Origin of the sequence: Alteromonas portus (assembly GCF_005117025.1) — a bacterium.
Classification (GTDB): domain Bacteria; phylum Pseudomonadota; class Gammaproteobacteria; order Enterobacterales; family Alteromonadaceae; genus Alteromonas; species Alteromonas portus.
Genome location: NZ_SWCO01000005.1, coordinates 630,354 through 648,047, shown reverse-complemented (window position 1 = coordinate 648,047; position 17,694 = coordinate 630,354). Strand labels below are relative to the sequence as shown.

Here is a 17,694-nt window from a genome sequence, read left to right as displayed (position 1 = left end):
TAAGAAACTAGCATATTTTCAATACGTCAGACAGGTAGTTTACCCTGGCGCTGAGGAATGGTTTCAAAGTTGCTGCTAAAGTTAAAAAACAGGTAGCTAAAAAGTAAGCGGAACGGGAAATAGTATTGAGTAAAATCGTAAAAGCAACTTCATGGACGACAGTCTCGACGGTATTTACTTCTGCAATTACCATTCTGCAGATTTCTATACTAACTCGATATATTGCCCCTGAAGTTTACGGCCAATTTGCCATTATAAACTTGGCTATTGAAATATTCACAGCTATGGCGCTCGGCGGTATTTCGAGTTTTATAATCTACAAAAAAGACATTACTCAAAAAGCAAGGAACACTGTATTCATATTAGTGATGCTAAGTGGCTGCATTGCTTTCACGTTTTTTTATTTTATAGGCCCAATGATCGTAAAGTTATTAGGCTACCATAACTTGGGTGGCCCAATTCAGATCGCAGCTATTTTGCTAATAGTCACATCGCTTTCATCCCAGTATCAAGCCTTCGCCTTAAAGAACTTTGCCCACGACAAAATAGCAAAAGTAGAGATTATTTCAAAAATATTGTCTTTTACAATTGCCTTGACCACTGTTGAGTGGGGAATTTTTTGCTTATTGCTGTCATTTATCAGTTATCACTTATTCCGGCTATTGGGTTTAATATTATATTTGAGTAAAAGTATAAACTTTTCATTTAACTTTGAGTTTTCCATTATAAAAGAGGCGATAAACTACGGCGCATATGAACTGGGCTCTCAGACACTCAACATCGTAAGAAAACAACTCGACATAATTATCTTGGCATCTACGCTTTCAACACATGATTTAGGGATATATCACGTTATTAAACAACTCGCTAGCCGACCAGCAATGGCCATACAGCCTATAGTTAATAAGGTCGCGCTACCTACATTTTCCTTGTTGCAAGATCAAAAATTGGCATTCAAAAAAACATACATAGACTTTATGAGAGCACAATCTTTTGCATTAGCTTTCTTTTATGTTCCGGTTATCATTTTTTCCGATCTCGTAGCATCATTACTACTAGGAAACGCTTTTTCAAGTCATTACATAATACTTGGTTTACTTGGCGTATTTTGGTTTATTCGCGTGGCAGCTAGCAATTTGATGGGGCCTACAGCTCTTGCTGCTGGGCAAACGAAGCTCAGTTTTTATTGGAATTTAGGTGTACTTATTCCTAACGTAAGTATTATTTATTTATCTTCAAGCGTTGGCGTAACAGCTTTAGCAATAGCTTTGATTGTTTTCCAGCTCGCCATTATACCGATAGCCAATAAACTAATTATTCGAAAGATAATTCCTGTTACACTTCTAGAAATTATAGCGAGTATAGGTATGCCAGTGCTTATACTTGCTATACCGTTATTGGCTCTGAAGTTTGGACTCTATTACATTCAGGTCAATGTTTTATTGTTTAACGAAAGTGCAGTTGCCACGTTGTCTCTGCTTGTTAGTTTACTAACTATAAAGCATGTTCCTTCAATACGAGGGAGCCTGTTAAGATTAAAAAATAATCATTAAGTTTTTTTCAAAAGACTAACTTGCTGAAGTGACACGGTCATAAAGAGCATATATTTTGTTAATGTAATTGTCCTCACTGTACATTGCTGTAACTTCATTACACAATTTTTTTAGATAGTCTGTGTCTAATTTTTCAAGAAGCGGTATTATTTCCAGTATCGCTTTCACTAAGTCTGTATGATTTTTCTCTTCTACGCCTATGTAGTACTTGGATTCTAACCTGCCAAAAACTTCGGAAATCCCACCCACGTCAAAGTATATTGCAGGTTTTCCCATTGCAATCGCTTCTAATATAGCGATGCCAAATGTTTCCGTCTGCCCACTCTTCATTGTTACAGCAGTATGCACATACAGATGGCAGCGTCCTACGATATCCGATACTTTGTCCGGACTTAATGCACCATGGAATGTGCAATGTTTGAAAACTCCGAGTTCCTCAGCTAGTCTCATGCATTTGAATCTCTCAACGCCCTCACCTACAAAGTCAACGTGGACGCGGCGATATTTGTTTAATATAGCTAATGCTCTAATTAGAAATTTTTGCCCCTTCCAATCTACAAATCTACTAACGTTAGCTATTCTCAATTCTTGCTGGGCGTCTAACATCATAAATTTGTGAGTAAATAGTTTTTCATTAAAGCTATTTGGAACAATTTCAATATTTTTTTCTGCAATACCTAATTGCTCAACAGCCTTATTTTTTAAAAAATCACTAGGTACAGTAAAAATTACATCTTTTCTATTTGAGAGTGCCTGCATCTGCCTCAAATAACCTCGTTCAAATTTATAATGCATAAATACGTCATAACCATGTAAGGAGACAACTTGTGGGTAGGTGTGATTAGCATATTTTTCTATGCTCGACATTAATTGTGCGGAATTACCGAAATGACAATGAATCACGTGGGGGGAAAAGTCCTCTAGAATCAATTTTGCTCTCGCATAATTGACTCTTGAAACTAAACCTCTTATCGCATTTACTTTTCTTTGAACGTGTTTTTTTATATATGAAAGCGAATTGATAGAGATGTCATGGACATCTTTTCTACCGCCAATGAGTACATCTTTAGTAAGAACAGTGTTGTCATTAGCATCTCGCTTTAAACGCTCGATAAGATTTAAAATGAAAGTATAACTAGGAGAGTAAAACCTAGGCATAATGTGTATTATTTTATAGTGTTTTTTCTGCTTCATGTTTTTTGGTACCGAATGTCTAGCATTTGATAATAGCGTAATTAAATTTAAAACACTCCAAGCAAGAAATATTTTCCGCGCAACAGTATTATTTTTATGATTGAACAATGATGCGCGCTTATCTACTGAACACTTGAAGAATGGCACTATCGAACCACCTAAAACTTTGCAAAAGTAACGATTTAGATGCTAACTTACTGACCTCTGAGTGTTGAAAGTTTTTCTTCAACTGGACTGACTCATGACACTAAGAACACGAGCAAGTCTGCAAATGAACATTATAGGAAACATAACATTGCTCTTCGAAAGTAAACTCAGAAATCTCGCGATTAAACATTTAAACTTATATCCTTATCGACGATATATGACAAAAAATAATTGTATTTTCATACATATACCAAAAGCAGCTGGCACAAGTGTCTTACAAGCACTAAATGGTACTCTTGGCCACATTCAGAGAGATCACTTTACAATAACTGAGTGTATTACAGCATCTAGAAAACACTATGAGGAGTTCTTCAGTTTCGCATTTACGCGCGAACCTTTGGATAGAGCATTATCAACATATAATTACCTAGTTAATGGCGGTAACAAAACCACCGATTTGGCTCTTGCCAATACAATCAATAATAACTTTTCAAATTTCGACGAGTATGTCGCTGGCTTTCTTGACCACGATACTATTCATGTAAGCAAATTAACTAAACCACAATTTTGTTATGTTTGTGACGAACGGTTCTCAATAAAGGTTGACTTCGTCGGCTCGTTCGAAAACATAAATGATGACTTTAAATATGTTGCAAGAAGGCTTGGATTAGATGGCCATTTACCACAAACAAATTATTCTAAAAAAAGTTTTTACGAGCCTAGTGACACAACAAAAGCAAAACTTCATGAGCTTTACAAGAGAGATTATGAGCTTTTTTATCCGGACCAGTTGGATTCAAATTGAAGTGAAGGGCTTTACGGTGAGTCCCTCAGCAATTAGTTTAGCAACGCTGTTGTAAACACTTACAGTAAAAAACATTTTACCCTTGAGAACTTGAAATTATGAAAGGAACGCTAAGACTCGACATTCAGGGGCTTCGCGCGATTGCCGTATTGAGCGTTGTAATATTTCACATCCAACCAAATGCATTACCGGGTGGCTATTTAGGCGTTGACGTTTTCTTTGTAATATCGGGTTACCTGATAATAGGTCAGCTATGGCGCGCACTTTGTAATAACAGTCTATCGTTAACTTCTTTCTATAGCAGTCGTTTCAAGCGCTTACTACCTGCCTATATAGTTGTAGCTGCAGCTACAACTATATTTGCTTACTTTTATCTGTTGCCCGGCGAATACGCTAACTACTCGTACAGTCTTATTGCATCTTTGCTCTACGCTTCAAATCTATGGTTTTACACGCAATCAGGTTATTTCAGCGCTGCACTGGAATTCGCTCCGCTACTGCATACATGGTCACTCTCTGTCGAAGAACAGTTTTACTTTATATTCCCTGTTCTTCTTTTGATATTGGCTAAAGTGAAACTTCAAACTAAAGGCATGTTGGTATTATTAACGCTGTTGGGTTTGAGTTCTTTTTTACTAGGTGAGTGGCTTCTTCCAATAGATAGTTCACTGAGTTTTTTTGCATCGCCTACTCGCTTTTGGCAATTTATTGCCGGTGGCTTATTAGCCATATCGGGGGTTAAGTGCAATTCAACGTGGAAGGCAAATGTGTTAACTGGCCTTTCATTAGGCTGCATGACTATATGTTTTTTTTACTACGACAAATATACGCCTTTCCCAGGGATAAACGCACTTCCCATTACATTAGCCACTGTAGCCGTACTTTACGCCAACGTTCAAAAAGGTATTTTCCATTGGGTTTTAGCGAATAAAGTTTGCCAATTTTTTGGCAATATCTCGTACTCACTGTATTTGTGGCACTGGCCTGTTATTGTATTTTTTAAACTTCAATTTTTAGACCATTACACAAGCATAGATATGGCGGTAGTGTTCACACTATCACTTATATTAGCAACCTGGACGTACTATTTTATTGAAGTGCCATTTCGAAAGATGGATATTTCACGGTACAAATTGCGGTATATTACCGGCTCTGTAGCGGCTTCAGCAGCACTTGCTTTACTGGCCCTTTTGTCAATTCCTGTTCAAAATGCGCCTTTCTCGAAACAAACGGCTTACCTAGAAAGTGTACTAACAACAAGAGAGAATGACATTAGAGCAGGAACTTGCTTTCTATCAAAATCATTTAACGATGTAACATATTTTGATAAAAAACAGTGTTTAGCTAATAAAGAAAATGCCTACAACATTTTACTTATTGGCGATAGCCATGCGGCACATTGGTACTCGGCCCTTGCTTCACAATTACCTAGTAACTATACGCTTTCACAAATTACTTCCAGTGGATGCAAAACCGTCTTACCACTGCAAGGTGAAGACCGCTGTACAAAGTTGATTCACTGGGCATTGAACGAGGCAATTCCTACTGGACAGTTCAATGAAATCCTAATGGCAAGCAGGTGGAAGCTAAACGACATTCCAAACGTTAAGCCTTTTATTGATAAGATTGAACCATTTACCGATAGAATTACGGTTATGGGCCCCGTAGTTGAGTACAAGTACTCATTACCTTGGCTTATGGCCAAACTTCCTGAGAAAGACATCAAGTACTTTTCAAACTTTAATAGGCAAGCCGAAATAAACAAAAAACTACAAAAAGTAGTAAGTTCCACAAACGCAAGGTTTTATCCGGTTATCGATAAAATGTGTAGTGCTAGAGATAACTGCACGCATTATGTTGAAGGTACACCAATTCAGTTCGACTACGGCCATTTAACGCAAAAGGGCGCAGAGTTTTTGTTGCAGGATATATGGGATTAGTCTACGGTCACCCCATTAGCAAGTCATATTATTTAAACAAAAACTTGAACACGATTTGATTCGAACACTTGGCTAACCCAATAAGTCGGATATATTCACTGTCCCTATTTGCAATAATGGCTTATCGCGCTGGGATAACCCAAAATTAAATATTCTAAATACTAAAGTATACTGCGACACTGTGACTAACTAGATTTTTCGCACTGCTGTAAAGTTGTTTAAAATAGTCAAACAATAATGTAACTTAAGTCTTATTAGTTTTTTAAAAGAAAACATTACTTTATGGCCTCCCTTAAAGTACATCTTAACATTTTTCTTCCAGTGGCTTCGAAAGGGCTATTAAACGACGCAGAGATACTTTCCTCTGCATGGTGTTCATGCCTACCCAACACCACTGTTCATATAGTATCTAAAAACAAAGGTATTGCCTTCGCTTTCTTTCAACTTATTGGAATCGTCTTTCGAAAGTTTACCTTTAGAAAACAAATCGCATTTCATCTTGAAGAGGTGCAAAGCGGCTTGAAACGATTTAATGATTTAAACATTTTTATACCAAATCAAGAGTGGCTAAGAAGTTTAAGTGCTGCGGAAATGGCCAAAAGTGATGTAATAACGTTGGTAAAAAGTAAGTACGCACTAGCTAAAGTAAAAAGTATAGCTTCTGAAATCTATTATCTAGGCTTTTCTTCCAGAGATATAAATCTACCAAATGTAAAACCAGACTACGGCAAGTTTCTACATGTAGGAGGTAAAAGCCCTCAAAAAGGTACTTTAGCAGTTTTAGAATGTTGGGCTAAGCACCCTGAGTGGCCACAATTAACCGTAATATCTTCTTTACCTGAAGCTACAGAATTCTCTGAACACAACAATATAAGGCTAATAACTAATTTTATAACAGATAAAGAACTGGTACATATAGCTAACACACACGGTATTCATTTGTGTCCATCTAAAGCAGAGGGTTTTGGGCATACAATCGTAGAAGGGTTATCTACAAGCGCGATTGTTTTAACGACTAACAACGGTGTGATGGCCGAATTGGTAACAGATGAAGGCTGCCTTATTAAGGCTAGCGCCAAGGAGCAAAGATATTTCAGCGATCTTTACGAAATTAGTGAATCCGATTTAGAAGAAAAGATTGAAGACATACTGCAAACAGATATTAGGCAACTGAAAATCAGAGGCGAAGAGTCGCGAGAAAGGTATATAGAAATAAACGCTAGGTTTCGTGATTCTGTTTCGAAGATTGTCTCGAACGTGGCGTTACAAAAAGTAATAAAGGATTAGTATCAAAGCGTATAAAGGCTAAAACTTGAACGTCCCCAACGAATACTCATCTCAATAACTTTTACTATATCTGCAATTACCAATTTAAAGTAAGCCTTTTTGTTTGTATGCTATTGCATTGAATAGAATAAACGGACTTTCAAAATAATGAGTCTCTCTTTGTACTTTGTGCGTGCTTTGGAAACTATTTTTAGTTTTTTGTTGTTTTTAATAACGATTAACTGTCTTATTCTGTGGCCGGCGCAAAGCTTGGAAATGTCATTTGCAGATTTGAATGCTCTCTTTCCGTTTGTTGTCTTTTTTTCCGCTGTATTAGCGGTGTCAATCAAATTGCATACTTTCAGCGCCATCATTGTTCCAACGGTAATCTCTCCCTCCGATACAGTTAATTCACGCTCAAAGAGCCAATTAATTTTCAGCGCCATTACGTTTGCAATCACGCTTTTAATTACGGCTTTAGGTATTGATGATGAATTTAGCTACACATGGTTTATTGCTGCAACTGGTAGTGCAACACTATTATTATCTCAGGTAACTACGAGCTACCACAAAGCTATCGTCTCTTCAGAACAAGCACCAAAAAGTCACGTATTATGTTTAAGCTTGTGCTCTATATTTTTGGTCTTACTATATTTACTGAGCAATGTTAATAATGCCGACGACACACATTTCATTTCTTATATCGTAGGACTTTTTCAACATCCCCAAGCCCCGGTGTTTTCTGTTGATACCATTTACAATGAAAACTTACCGAACCACATTTTTGCACTAAACCTTGGCCAAAGTTGGGAGTTTATTATTGCTGCGTTATCTTATTCTAGCGGCATTAATCACCTCACTTGGTACTATACAATTGCGCCATGCATTATGGTTATTTTTGTACCTTGGGTAACTTATACTTTTGTCAGACATTTGGTACCGCAACAAGCACTGATGGGAACTCTTTTCTCCCTAGCTTTCTTGCTTCTTTGGTCTACCCATAATCACATGCACGGTTTTTTCTTTATACCTCGATTTTTCCAAGGTAAAGCTCTACTTCTCATGCTCTATGCGCCATTGACTTGCCTAATGGTTTTATTATGGTGTCGCACTAACTCGCGTCGTTACTTGATCGCAACAGGTTTAGCGATGATTGCTTGCGGTGGTGTTTCAAGCACTGGCTTCTACATTGGAGGGCTTATAGCCGGTATCTCACTTCTTGCATTTTCCGAATGGAATATAAAAGCATTATTAAAGAACTTTGTTCTCTTAGCTTTGGTTAGTTTACCTAATTTGGTGATGCTAGTAGTCGTCAAAACGGCAATCGCCGACGTAAACTCATTCTCTCCTGTTTCTACGCTAGCTAACATCAATGAAACGTTAGCGTTAACTTCTACGTTATCTACAGCACCATCGATGCAACCTGCTGAACGTCCAATATCGTCAATGTATTGGTTGTTTGGCGATAATTATTCGCTCTTTATCATATTGAGTATCGTTTTCGTTGCCCTTATGGCCTCTTACGCTTCGCAAACTGAAGAGCGACAACTTTCACTTCGCTGGCTCAGCCTAATATTAATACTCTGCTTTAGTCATCCATTAGCGACCTTTCTCGGTAATACCATAGGCCCTGGCAACCTCATCTGGCGTTTTCATTGGGCAGCTCCGCTATCATTGCTCATCGCGCTTAGCAGTGCGTTGATAATTCAAAATTCAACCGCAATAATGCAGTTGTTCGTTCCGAATAGCCCTTTGTTAACCAAGAATGCGAAAACACTGTCATATTCAGTTTTATTTTCAATCTTTGCGGTCTTTATAGCACTTAATGGCGGCTATGCTTTACAAAGATATTCATCATCCTTCATTCTTCACAAAGTTCCTTTCGAAGCCATGCGTGCTGCGAAAGAAACGGCTCGAGTTACATCAAAATCCGATACTATTATTGCGCAAGATATTGTCGCACAAATGCTCCCCATGATAGTTAGAGATGCAAAGCTAATAGCTTCACGACCTCTATATTGGAGCCAGCCATATTTTTCATCAAAAGAAACGAAATTAAGGGAGCGCCTACAAACGCTAACAGATAATCTAGATCGTTTAACGGCCGAGCAGTTAGTGTTATACCAATCGTCTCTCAAGCTTGCAGGTATAACTGTTATTGTGGCCGAATCTTTACCTCCGAAAATCATAGAGTCTCTTTCCTTAAAGCCTTTAGCACAACTAGATGCTTGGGGTATCTATAGAGTTACAGGATAAACAAAGCTAATGTCGTACTCCCAAGCTTTACGCTCGATAATAACTACTCCCTCTTTACTATCTAGTAAGAAGCACCTTTTTTTACTTAGCCATATGAGAGCTAATACAAGTTTAATGGGGCATTTACTCGGTAGCCATAAGCACATTAATGGCTATTACGAAATGCACATAGGCTATTACAGTGTAAAAAGCTTAATGCGCCAAAAGATACTTTATTCTCAAGAACATAGTTTAAAGAAAAACAGTGTATATATGTTTGATAAAGTTCTGCACAACGAACACCACATAAGCGAGCGCATACAAAAGCATCCTAAAAGCCACTTTCTCATAAGTATCAGAGCGCCAGAATTCACCATTCCAAGCATTGTATCTTTGTACCAAAAATTAAATCCCGGCCATGAACTTACAAACCCTGAATTTGCTGCTGCCTATTACTGTGAAAGGCTTGACCTACTTGCTGAAATTGCGTCGGTTAAAAATTTCAACTACTTGTACTTTGATGCGGATGCAATCAAATCGAAACCAACTTTAACGCTGCAGAAAATTTCTCAATTCCTTGAGCTTACCCCCCCGTTATCAACAAAATATGAAAAAATGCATAACACGGGTAGAGAAAAAGCAGGAGACTCTTCAAGTTCGCTTTTAAAAGGGGAAATAATTCAGTCGGGACTTATACCCATTCAGGTTCCTTACGCAGAGAGTCAATATTTCAAAGATTGCCAAAGTACTTATAACAAAGTAAGAATATTATTAGATTCCAAAGCTCAACAAAGCGTACTTTTGTAACAAAAACTGTGGTTAAAGCTTGTAAATTTTGAAGAAGACGATGACAAAATAATGACAAAAGAAATTGTTTTAATAGATATGGTTAGCCATAGTGAAATGCACTTACCTTTTAATGAAGGGTACTTAAAAGCTGTGTCTTTAGCATACCCTGAAAAACGCATCACATTTGCAGCATGCGATGGTCATGTAGAAAATTTAAAAACACAAGTTGGTACGCTTTGTAACGTAAACTATAAAGTCATACCACAATTTGATGAATTGCTTTCTAGTCATTCTTATCATCACCCATTCTATGGCAGAAGAGCTGCTCGTTACTACACAAAGTGGCTTTCCGAAAATTTCGATTTAGAAAATATTGACCTACTTACCGTACTTGGAGCCAGAGCGCCAGTAATTAGCGTTGTGCAGAAGTTTTGGAAAAACATGCCCGGCGAATGCCACTTTTTACAGCATAATCAACTAGGAATAAGCAAAAGCTGGCGTTCTCGAAACCCTATAGAGCGCTATTTCGATTATATCTCAGTCTTAAGGCGCGGATTGCCAAAAAATCAAAAGTTATTAGTACTGGAACTGGGGTTGGATGACGTTATTTTAGACATAGCTCCTGCTATGAAAGGCTCAGTAGAAGTTGTTGAACATCCTGTACTCGAATCTGAATGGTTACCCCCAAAGACTTTGATTGCTGGAGAACCTATTAAAATTGCTTTCTTGGGTCATTGCGGAAAAGGTAAAGGATTTGATGTCTTTTGCAAAATCGCTAAAGAGTTTAATAGCGATAATTTAAAATTTTACGCAATAGGAAAAGAAAATACTGGTCAAGCCTCAGAGTTTGACACCTCTGGACTAGCACTGCCCCCTCACAAAACCCACTTAGCAAGAGAAAAGTTTGTCGAGTTGCTCGGAACAATGGATCTTGTGTGCCTTCCACTTCCAAATTCAGTATCTTATGTTTCAAGTGGAAGTATAATTGACGCTTTCGCTGCAGCTAAACCGCTGATAACAACTTCAAATCAATCACATATAGCTATTGGGGAAAAGTATGGCGAGTTTGGCATACTGAAAGCTGAGCAGTCAGGCTTGTTTAATTTTTTTAAAGATTTAGCAGACAAGCCAGAGCAGTCTCTCGCCAATTATGAAGATTGGAAGAGAAACACTATAAAAATTCGCAAGGCGCGTGGTGAACAAGAAATCGCAAAGCGTATCAAGTCAATATGCAATACTTAAGTCCTTTTTATCCAGTCTCTTAAAGTCTCAACAGGCTTGTGGATACTCATTACAGTCAGTTGACCAAACAACAGCATGAAAGGTATCGAAACTATTGCAAACATTTCAGTGCGCTTGGTAAGCTCAAACCCTAACTGTGCAGAAACATAAAACACGAGCACACCGACAGTCCAATGTATTAGGTATATAGGATAGCTAAGGTCACCCATTTTTTTATCAAAACTTAGCAATCTTCTGTCTTTTACTTTTACGTGAGTTAAGACAGCAAGAAGAAGGCAGTTAATCAAAAAGTTGATGTAAAAGCCAATGGATAAACCTGACCCGTTTTTATACTGCCAATACCAATTTAATAGAACAAAGCCGTATAAAAGAATAGCCACATCAAGTCGCGCAAACCTTCCTATGGTCCTCCCTATCTCATCTTTATAATGGTACATTAATGCTCCTGTAGCGAAGGGAAGAGAGGCAGCAGCTGGATGAAAATAGCCATAGTCCCACCAAGGAAGGTTTGTTGCGAATATAGCAACTGTATACATCACGCCTGCGCCAAACCATAACCAGGTTCTAGTCTTCGTCTTTGAGAGCCCCAGCCCGATTAAAGCGTAATAAATAATTTCTACAGTTAATGCCCACGAGGGGGGGACAAGCGCAGGTGATTTATGATCGAAGTTCATTAGTGTAAGGTTGGAGAGCGTATTAATTATTCCTTCGGGCCAACGCAAATTAAAGATGACTGCACTAGTAGCTTCTTCCCCAATAATAATTAAAGTTACAACACTCAGTAAACAAGCAGCGATATACAATGGATAGATGCGAAGCATTCTAGCAAACGCGTACTTTTTCACCCCCTGCCTTCCATAACCATAGTTTTGCTGCATTATAAAAGTCATTAAATAGCCGCTTAAACAAAAAAAAGTAAAAACTGCATACTCTCCAAAACCTGGCCAACCTGCCAAATGTAAAAAAACCACCATGAACGCTAATATTAGTCGGTATGTGCCAAACACGAATTTAGCCTCTACATTGTTCTAGTTCAGTTGATATAAATTGCAGTGTTTGCGCCCGTATCTCTTTAAAAAGTGCGGAATAGCCTGCATTATTTAAATGTAATCCATCACGGCTGTATTGAGGCAGAAGCTTCCCCCCGTTACTAAGCTCATGATTTACTTTTATAAACTTAGTATTATTTGATTCAGTGATGCTTTGCAACTGCTCATTTAAATTTTTGACGTACGCAGTATCATGCGAGTTTTCAGTGTACATAACCTCTAAAATAACGGGACTTTTTTTTCGTTTTTGAGCAAGGCGGATTAGTTTATCGATTGCATGTGCAGCATCATCTGACCTGTCTTTATCTGTCCGGTTAATGCCAACCATGACCATCACTATACAATGGTCGTCACCCGATACTTGGTCCCGGTATAATGAATAAACTTGACGGGCTTGATAACCATCAACGGCTAGGTTACGACTTTGCCATGGATTCAAAGACCAAATATCTAACCAAGCATCAGATCTAGCAAAGTGTGAATCTCCAAGAATTAGCACAACCGGGCTAGTAGTGTGAAGAGATAAGTAATTTAAAACTGCTCGTCTTGCTTTATCAATAGATAGAAACGCTACGCCAGTTATAACTGCACCCAACAAAAACAAACTCAAATGCCTAATGATTGTCTTAAGCACGATTTTTGCTCAATTCTGTGTAAAGCTTTACCGGTAAAGTCTTAAGTTTTATCCACCAAAACTCCCAAGTAGGGTCGAACTTAGCGAATATTTTGAGGAGTATTGATAGAGCCATTGAGTAAGCAACCGCTCCAATTGTTATATTTCCTATAAGCGCTAAAAGTGACAGTTCAGTAAAATGATAGCCATACTCTAGACAACTCCACATTACCGAAGCGGCTAAAGATGGTAATAATAAAACGCTCGACATTTTCTTGATAGACAAACCAATCGTGAGCCGTGTAAAAATTAGTATACATAGGAAGGCAATAAGCGCAACGACACCTCTAGCCCAAGCAAAATCAGACAGTTCACTAAATGTAAAAAAGCAGAAAGCACCGACTAGAAGTGCTATCCCCATCGAATCACTGAACAGGCTATACTGGGTTTTATTGAGATAATCAAATAAGTTGTTAGTAATTGCCGTTAGTGGATAAGGTAACATCATCACACTCAAGGCTGCCATTACTGGGGCTGTATCTGCCCATTTCGGCCCTAAAATAACGTCGCAAAATTGAGGGGCAACAAACCAAATTCCAACGACACAAGGCATTACAAAGCCATAGACCAGACCAAAGTATTTGTAGGTTTTATCGAATAGTTCCTGTTTATTGTTCTTATAACCCGCCAAGGCAGGGAACATTGCTGTAGACGCAGGGGTAATCACTTCGGCAAGGGGCAGTACTGCGAATTCAAGACCAATACTATATTTGCCTACAGCGCTATTATCGAATAAACGCCCAACAAGAAATGTATCGAGTTTATTTCGAGTGTACCCCAGTACAGCACGAACCATAATTTTACCAGAAAATCTCAGCTGACCTTTCGCAATATTGAAATTAAGCTCTGGTCGATAGGATGATATTTGATAAGATCCGATACAATAAACCAAAGCATTACAAACACCCCCCGCCACTAGAGCCCAATAATTTTGTAACCAAAAGGCAAACACTAGCATAACCGCTGTTGACACTAGCTTTGCACTGAGCAGCAAAGCAGAAACGCGCTTAAAATCTAGCTCTTTTTCAAATTGGACTAAGCCAATATTATTAAGCGCAGAGAAAATACCCGAACAAGCCACAACTACAATTATCAACTGAATTTCAGGGGCATTCATAAAGTCAGCAAGAAAGCCAGACAACGCTATAATCAAAAAAATTAAAGCGATCTTTAATAGCAAAGCGACTGTCCAACTCGAGTCCATTGCTTGTTTATCGAGCTGTGTCTGAGATATTAAATACCTATTTATACCAATGTCTGTCAAGGTTTCAAAAAAGCCGATACAAATAGTTGCAAGAGCGACTAGGCCGAACGCAGAAGGGTCCAACAACCTAACTAGAACAAGCGTACTACCTATCCCAATAAAACGAACACCCCACTTACCGAGCAAATTCCAAAGGTAAGCCACTGTTAACTTTTTTTGTATACTCATTTTTCGACACTAATAGTTTTTATTTGTTTTGAGGTCCGCGTGTCTAAAAAAGTATTCAGTCTGTTATCCGTCCTAATGTGTTCTGGCCTGTGGTAACGGTATAGGTCAACTACATGACTAGGCAATGAAGCAAAGTTGTCATTCTCAAGGGTAAGATACGCTTTAATACAGTTTTGTTGGATGTGTCTCAAGCTGTAGCGTTGTAGCCTACGCCAGTACATCTTTATATTTTTAAACGTATTAGGGACCAGCCGATGGTAACCGAATAGCGCCCCTTTTATTCCAACCATCAATCCATTTTTAACTCCATTGCTCAATTTAAAATCACATTGAGCAACCCAAGCTAAAAGGCTGTCATCGCCAATTAACCCGACAGGTAACATAAAGCCGGTTTGTTTTATTTTCTCATGGAATAATGGCGTAATAGCGTAAAAGTTACCACTTAGTGCTTTACCGTTTAGAGTGTTTCTGGTGATAATTTCGCTATAGCGGCCTATAGGCTCTGGTATAGCTGCTAGAAGGTATGCATCAGTGTTTAATTTCGCGCCCTCCAACAAAGCGACTAAACTATCTTCACTTATTGTGCAGTCACCATCGACCATTACAATCAGACTTTCACTATTCTGCACTAATTCATATATAGCAACATTCCAAGCGTTGGATTTATCGCCTAGCCTAATATGTTTGGCGTCGAAATCATCTCGGGTGGAACAGAAACTATCAATAATAGATTCTGAGCTATCTGAACTTCCGTTATTAACAATATGGACTTTGAAAGCTGTGGACTCTGGCATATTAGCTAAAGCCACTTCTATGCTTTCTAAACATGAAACAATAAAGTCTTCTTCATTATGTGCAACCACACACACTTCAATGTGACGTATCATGGTATTTTTACTTCCTTATCAGCACATACTTCTAACAAACTTTCCCAGCGCCCTATTGTTATCTCCGGTGTGAAATGGGATGCACGTTCAAATGAACGTTCTGAGTAATATTGTCGATTTGATTTACTTCCAATCATTGATGCTAGTTCTCTAGACAAGGCACTTATATTTGCCAATTCAACGACTTTGCCATATTCCTCTTTTATTATTTCGGCTGGCCCCATAGGACAATCGAAAGCAATAACTGGCACACCATGCGTCATAGCCTCTACGATGGTTAAGCCGAACCCTTCGTAGCGAGAACTGCAAACAAAAATCCCAGCATCTAAGTAGCATTTTTTCATGTTTGAAGAAGGGCCTTCAATTCGAATACTCTCATCGTCTTTAGCTGCTGCCAAGAGTTCTGTTTTCGCACTGCCGTTAGGACCTACTATTCGAAGAACCCAACCTTGTCGCATTTCACTCGACAAGCACTTCCATGCTTTCACTAAAAGGTCAAACCCCTTTTGCTCAGTGTAACGTCCAGCAGACAATACGACGTGGGCATCTCTATATGGATTAAGTAGTGGCAATGGTAATGCGCAGGGATTAGCGTGTACGACAACAGAAGCTTTGCAATGATATTTCTTTTCCCACTCTCGCTTATCCTGCTGAGTTAATACTACTATAGTGTGAGCAAATCTGGCAGCCAGTCTCCTAGCAAACCAACGACTACCAAACCGGGTTTCAATTTGTGAATTAAAATGCTCCCACACAATCTTCTGATAACGTTTACCAATTGTTGCCGGAAGGCTCAATAGTGCCATCTGAGAGTCTGAAGCTATAACGGCATTTGGTTTAATTTCGCCTAAGATTTTTCTTAACACATAAACTTTCTGTGGCAAAGTTTTAAGCATATTAGCAGCGTCATCGCCGAGAAATTTAATTTGAACGTTGTCTGATAATATGAAAGCAGGTTCTTTACCAGTTTGCTGCACCGAAATTAAAGTAATAGTGTGGTGTTTCGCTAATTGATTACAAAGCTGAAGGGTAACTCTCTCCGTGCCCCCCATAGCAGTGTAGTCATGTATTAATATGGCCAGTCTCATTACCAAACCTTACTTGTTGCATCGTCTTCACTCGCACTTCTGCGACTCTTTTTTCTTCACCTTTAACGACAGCAGAAAGTGCAGCGGTCATTCCTACGAGCGCAAAAAACAAATCGTTATAGGCTGAACTAAGAGCTGCGCCAGCAGTTAGAAAGGCAATAAGCGAGAGCCTGAGCATTTCTGCTAAATTAACATGCCAGAATACTTTACTTGTCTTTGCTATACTGCTGAGGTTTTTCAACGTGATTAATACGATGAAACCATACCAGATAGCACCAAGAAAACCGTGGTCAGCCAACACTTGAAAGTAAATACTGTGGGCTACAAAAACCGTATCACCAACATTAAGAGTCGCACTAGGTATCCAAGACAACGTCTCCCAATCTGCAATAAGACTGTTAATAGTTCCTCTATTGGTGAATGTAGAATCGAATCCCCCTCCAAAAAATGGATGTCTAATTGCCATTAACATAGCAAGCTTCCAAGATTTCAATCTACCTTGAAACGACCCATCCTCACCCGCATCGCCAATAGTCTCCATTCTGTTAAACCACTCGTCAGATAGGATGGCTAGTGCCACTAATCCGCCTAACGACATCACAAACCCATCACGAAGCTTGTTTTTTGACTTCAACCAGTATGCAATGCTGAACACGGCTAATCCTAAAAACGCACCACGAGAATCAGTTCCGAGCACGAACATGACATTGAAAAACGCTACGCCATATAATCCATTTTTAAAATAAAAGTTTTCTTTGTATTGGCGAGCCAGAAAAATTGCTATAGGAATACACATCAAGGACGCTAATGCTGATAGATTATTATCATTAAATGCTGGAGTTAAACCAAATATGTTATGACCACCTAGGGATATAACGAATTTCGCTCCTTCTATCATTGCAAGCGCTCCGAATGATAGAGTAATCCCCCAAGCAACAGCCTCAAAGTGAACTTGCTTTCTTACAACTACAGCAATAAAAAAGAAAAGTAGTAAGGTCCGCCAAAATAAATCGAATCTAAACCAAACATAAGGACCATAACCATTGTTAAGCATTGTACTGATGACACAATGTGCAAAAAAGATGACACAAAGAACGAAGATGGCGCCACTTGGAGGTTTCTTATTTCCCTTGTTGATCGCAAAGCTCGCCATAGTCACTACTGCGAAAAGGAAGTTCCAACGCACTGATGTCGCTAAGCCGCCATGAGCCCATAAAAAGGGAGGCACAAGGGCAGACCAAATCCAAAATGATATTGATAAAAATGGTTTTCTCAATGCTGCGTAAAGTAAAAGCGGTAAAATTAACACTAAAAGATAATCACGCATTACTTATCATCGTCCTGATTGTCAATTTTGATAGCCTGAAGCGATAACCAAACTAGAAGCACAATTT

General features: G+C 38.7%; 14 protein-coding genes. 7 read left to right on the top strand and 7 right to left on the bottom strand.

Annotated elements, in window-relative coordinates; genetic code table 11:
• Nucleotides 1–125 precede the first annotated feature (125 nt).
• Complete coding sequence (locus E5672_RS10720) at nt 126–1,553, top strand: oligosaccharide flippase family protein (protein WP_161569395.1); 1,428 nt, start codon at nt 126–128, stop codon at nt 1,551–1,553.
• Between the two features lie 15 nt (nt 1,554–1,568).
• Here E5672_RS10720 and E5672_RS10715 read toward each other — a convergent pair whose 3' ends face one another.
• Nucleotides 1,569–2,747: a glycosyltransferase family 4 protein gene (locus E5672_RS10715; RefSeq protein WP_136782192.1), complete on the bottom strand. Its 1,179-nt coding sequence runs from the start codon at nt 2,745–2,747 to the stop codon at nt 1,569–1,571.
• Nucleotides 2,748–3,111: 364 nt separating this feature from the next.
• On the opposite strand from E5672_RS10715, the gene E5672_RS10710 reads away from it, so the two are divergent.
• The 6 genes from E5672_RS10710 to E5672_RS10685 all read left to right on the top strand — a co-directional run bounded on the left by E5672_RS10710 (nt 3,112) and on the right by E5672_RS10685 (nt 11,171).
• A complete protein-coding gene (locus tag E5672_RS10710; RefSeq protein ID WP_161569394.1) occupies nt 3,112–3,699 on the top strand; it encodes a sulfotransferase family 2 domain-containing protein in 588 nt (195 codons plus the stop codon).
• A gap of 98 nt (nt 3,700–3,797) precedes the next feature.
• Complete coding sequence (locus E5672_RS10705; RefSeq protein WP_136782190.1) at nt 3,798–5,639, top strand: acyltransferase family protein; 1,842 nt, start codon at nt 3,798–3,800, stop codon at nt 5,637–5,639.
• 282 nt (nt 5,640–5,921) lie between these two features.
• A complete protein-coding gene (locus tag E5672_RS10700) occupies nt 5,922–6,926 on the top strand; it encodes a glycosyltransferase (protein ID WP_136782189.1) in 1,005 nt (334 codons plus the stop codon).
• A 147-nt stretch (nt 6,927–7,073) separates the two neighbouring features.
• Nucleotides 7,074–9,161, top strand: a complete 2,088-nt coding sequence (locus E5672_RS10695) for a DUF6077 domain-containing protein (RefSeq protein ID WP_136782188.1) — start codon at nt 7,074–7,076, stop codon at nt 9,159–9,161.
• Between the two features lie 9 nt (nt 9,162–9,170).
• The gene (locus E5672_RS10690) at nt 9,171–9,947 is read left to right on the top strand and encodes a sulfotransferase family protein (protein ID WP_136782187.1); all 777 of its coding nucleotides are present in this window, start codon (nt 9,171–9,173) and stop codon (nt 9,945–9,947) included.
• A 51-nt stretch (nt 9,948–9,998) separates the two neighbouring features.
• Complete coding sequence (locus E5672_RS10685; protein WP_136782186.1) at nt 9,999–11,171, top strand: glycosyltransferase family protein; 1,173 nt, start codon at nt 9,999–10,001, stop codon at nt 11,169–11,171.
• Here the strand turns inward: E5672_RS10685 and E5672_RS10680 are convergent.
• The 6 genes from E5672_RS10680 to E5672_RS10655 are packed head-to-tail and all read right to left on the bottom strand — an operon-like array spanning nt 11,168 to nt 17,627.
• Nucleotides 11,168–12,178, bottom strand: a complete 1,011-nt coding sequence (locus tag E5672_RS10680) for an acyltransferase family protein (RefSeq protein WP_136782185.1) — start codon at nt 12,176–12,178, stop codon at nt 11,168–11,170. The two genes, E5672_RS10685 and E5672_RS10680, sit on opposite strands and share 4 nt — an antisense overlap.
• A 4-nt stretch (nt 12,179–12,182) precedes the next feature.
• Nucleotides 12,183–12,854: an SGNH/GDSL hydrolase family protein gene (locus E5672_RS10675; protein ID WP_161569392.1), complete on the bottom strand. Its 672-nt coding sequence runs from the start codon at nt 12,852–12,854 to the stop codon at nt 12,183–12,185.
• A complete protein-coding gene (locus E5672_RS10670; RefSeq protein WP_136782183.1) occupies nt 12,847–14,325 on the bottom strand; it encodes an oligosaccharide flippase family protein in 1,479 nt (492 codons plus the stop codon). Before E5672_RS10670 ends, E5672_RS10675 begins: the two co-directional genes overlap by 8 nt.
• The gene (locus tag E5672_RS10665) at nt 14,322–15,212 is read right to left on the bottom strand and encodes a glycosyltransferase family A protein (protein WP_136782182.1); all 891 of its coding nucleotides are present in this window, start codon (nt 15,210–15,212) and stop codon (nt 14,322–14,324) included. The genes E5672_RS10670 and E5672_RS10665 overlap by 4 nt, the downstream gene beginning before the upstream one ends.
• On the bottom strand, nt 15,209–16,300 hold the full coding sequence (locus E5672_RS10660; protein WP_136782181.1) for a glycosyltransferase family 4 protein: 1,092 nt from the start codon (nt 16,298–16,300) through the stop codon (nt 15,209–15,211). The genes E5672_RS10665 and E5672_RS10660 overlap by 4 nt, the downstream gene beginning before the upstream one ends.
• Nucleotides 16,275–17,627, bottom strand: a complete 1,353-nt coding sequence (locus E5672_RS10655) for a putative O-glycosylation ligase, exosortase A system-associated (protein WP_136782180.1) — start codon at nt 17,625–17,627, stop codon at nt 16,275–16,277. Before E5672_RS10655 ends, E5672_RS10660 begins: the two co-directional genes overlap by 26 nt.
• Between the last annotated feature and the right edge of the window lie 67 nt (nt 17,628–17,694).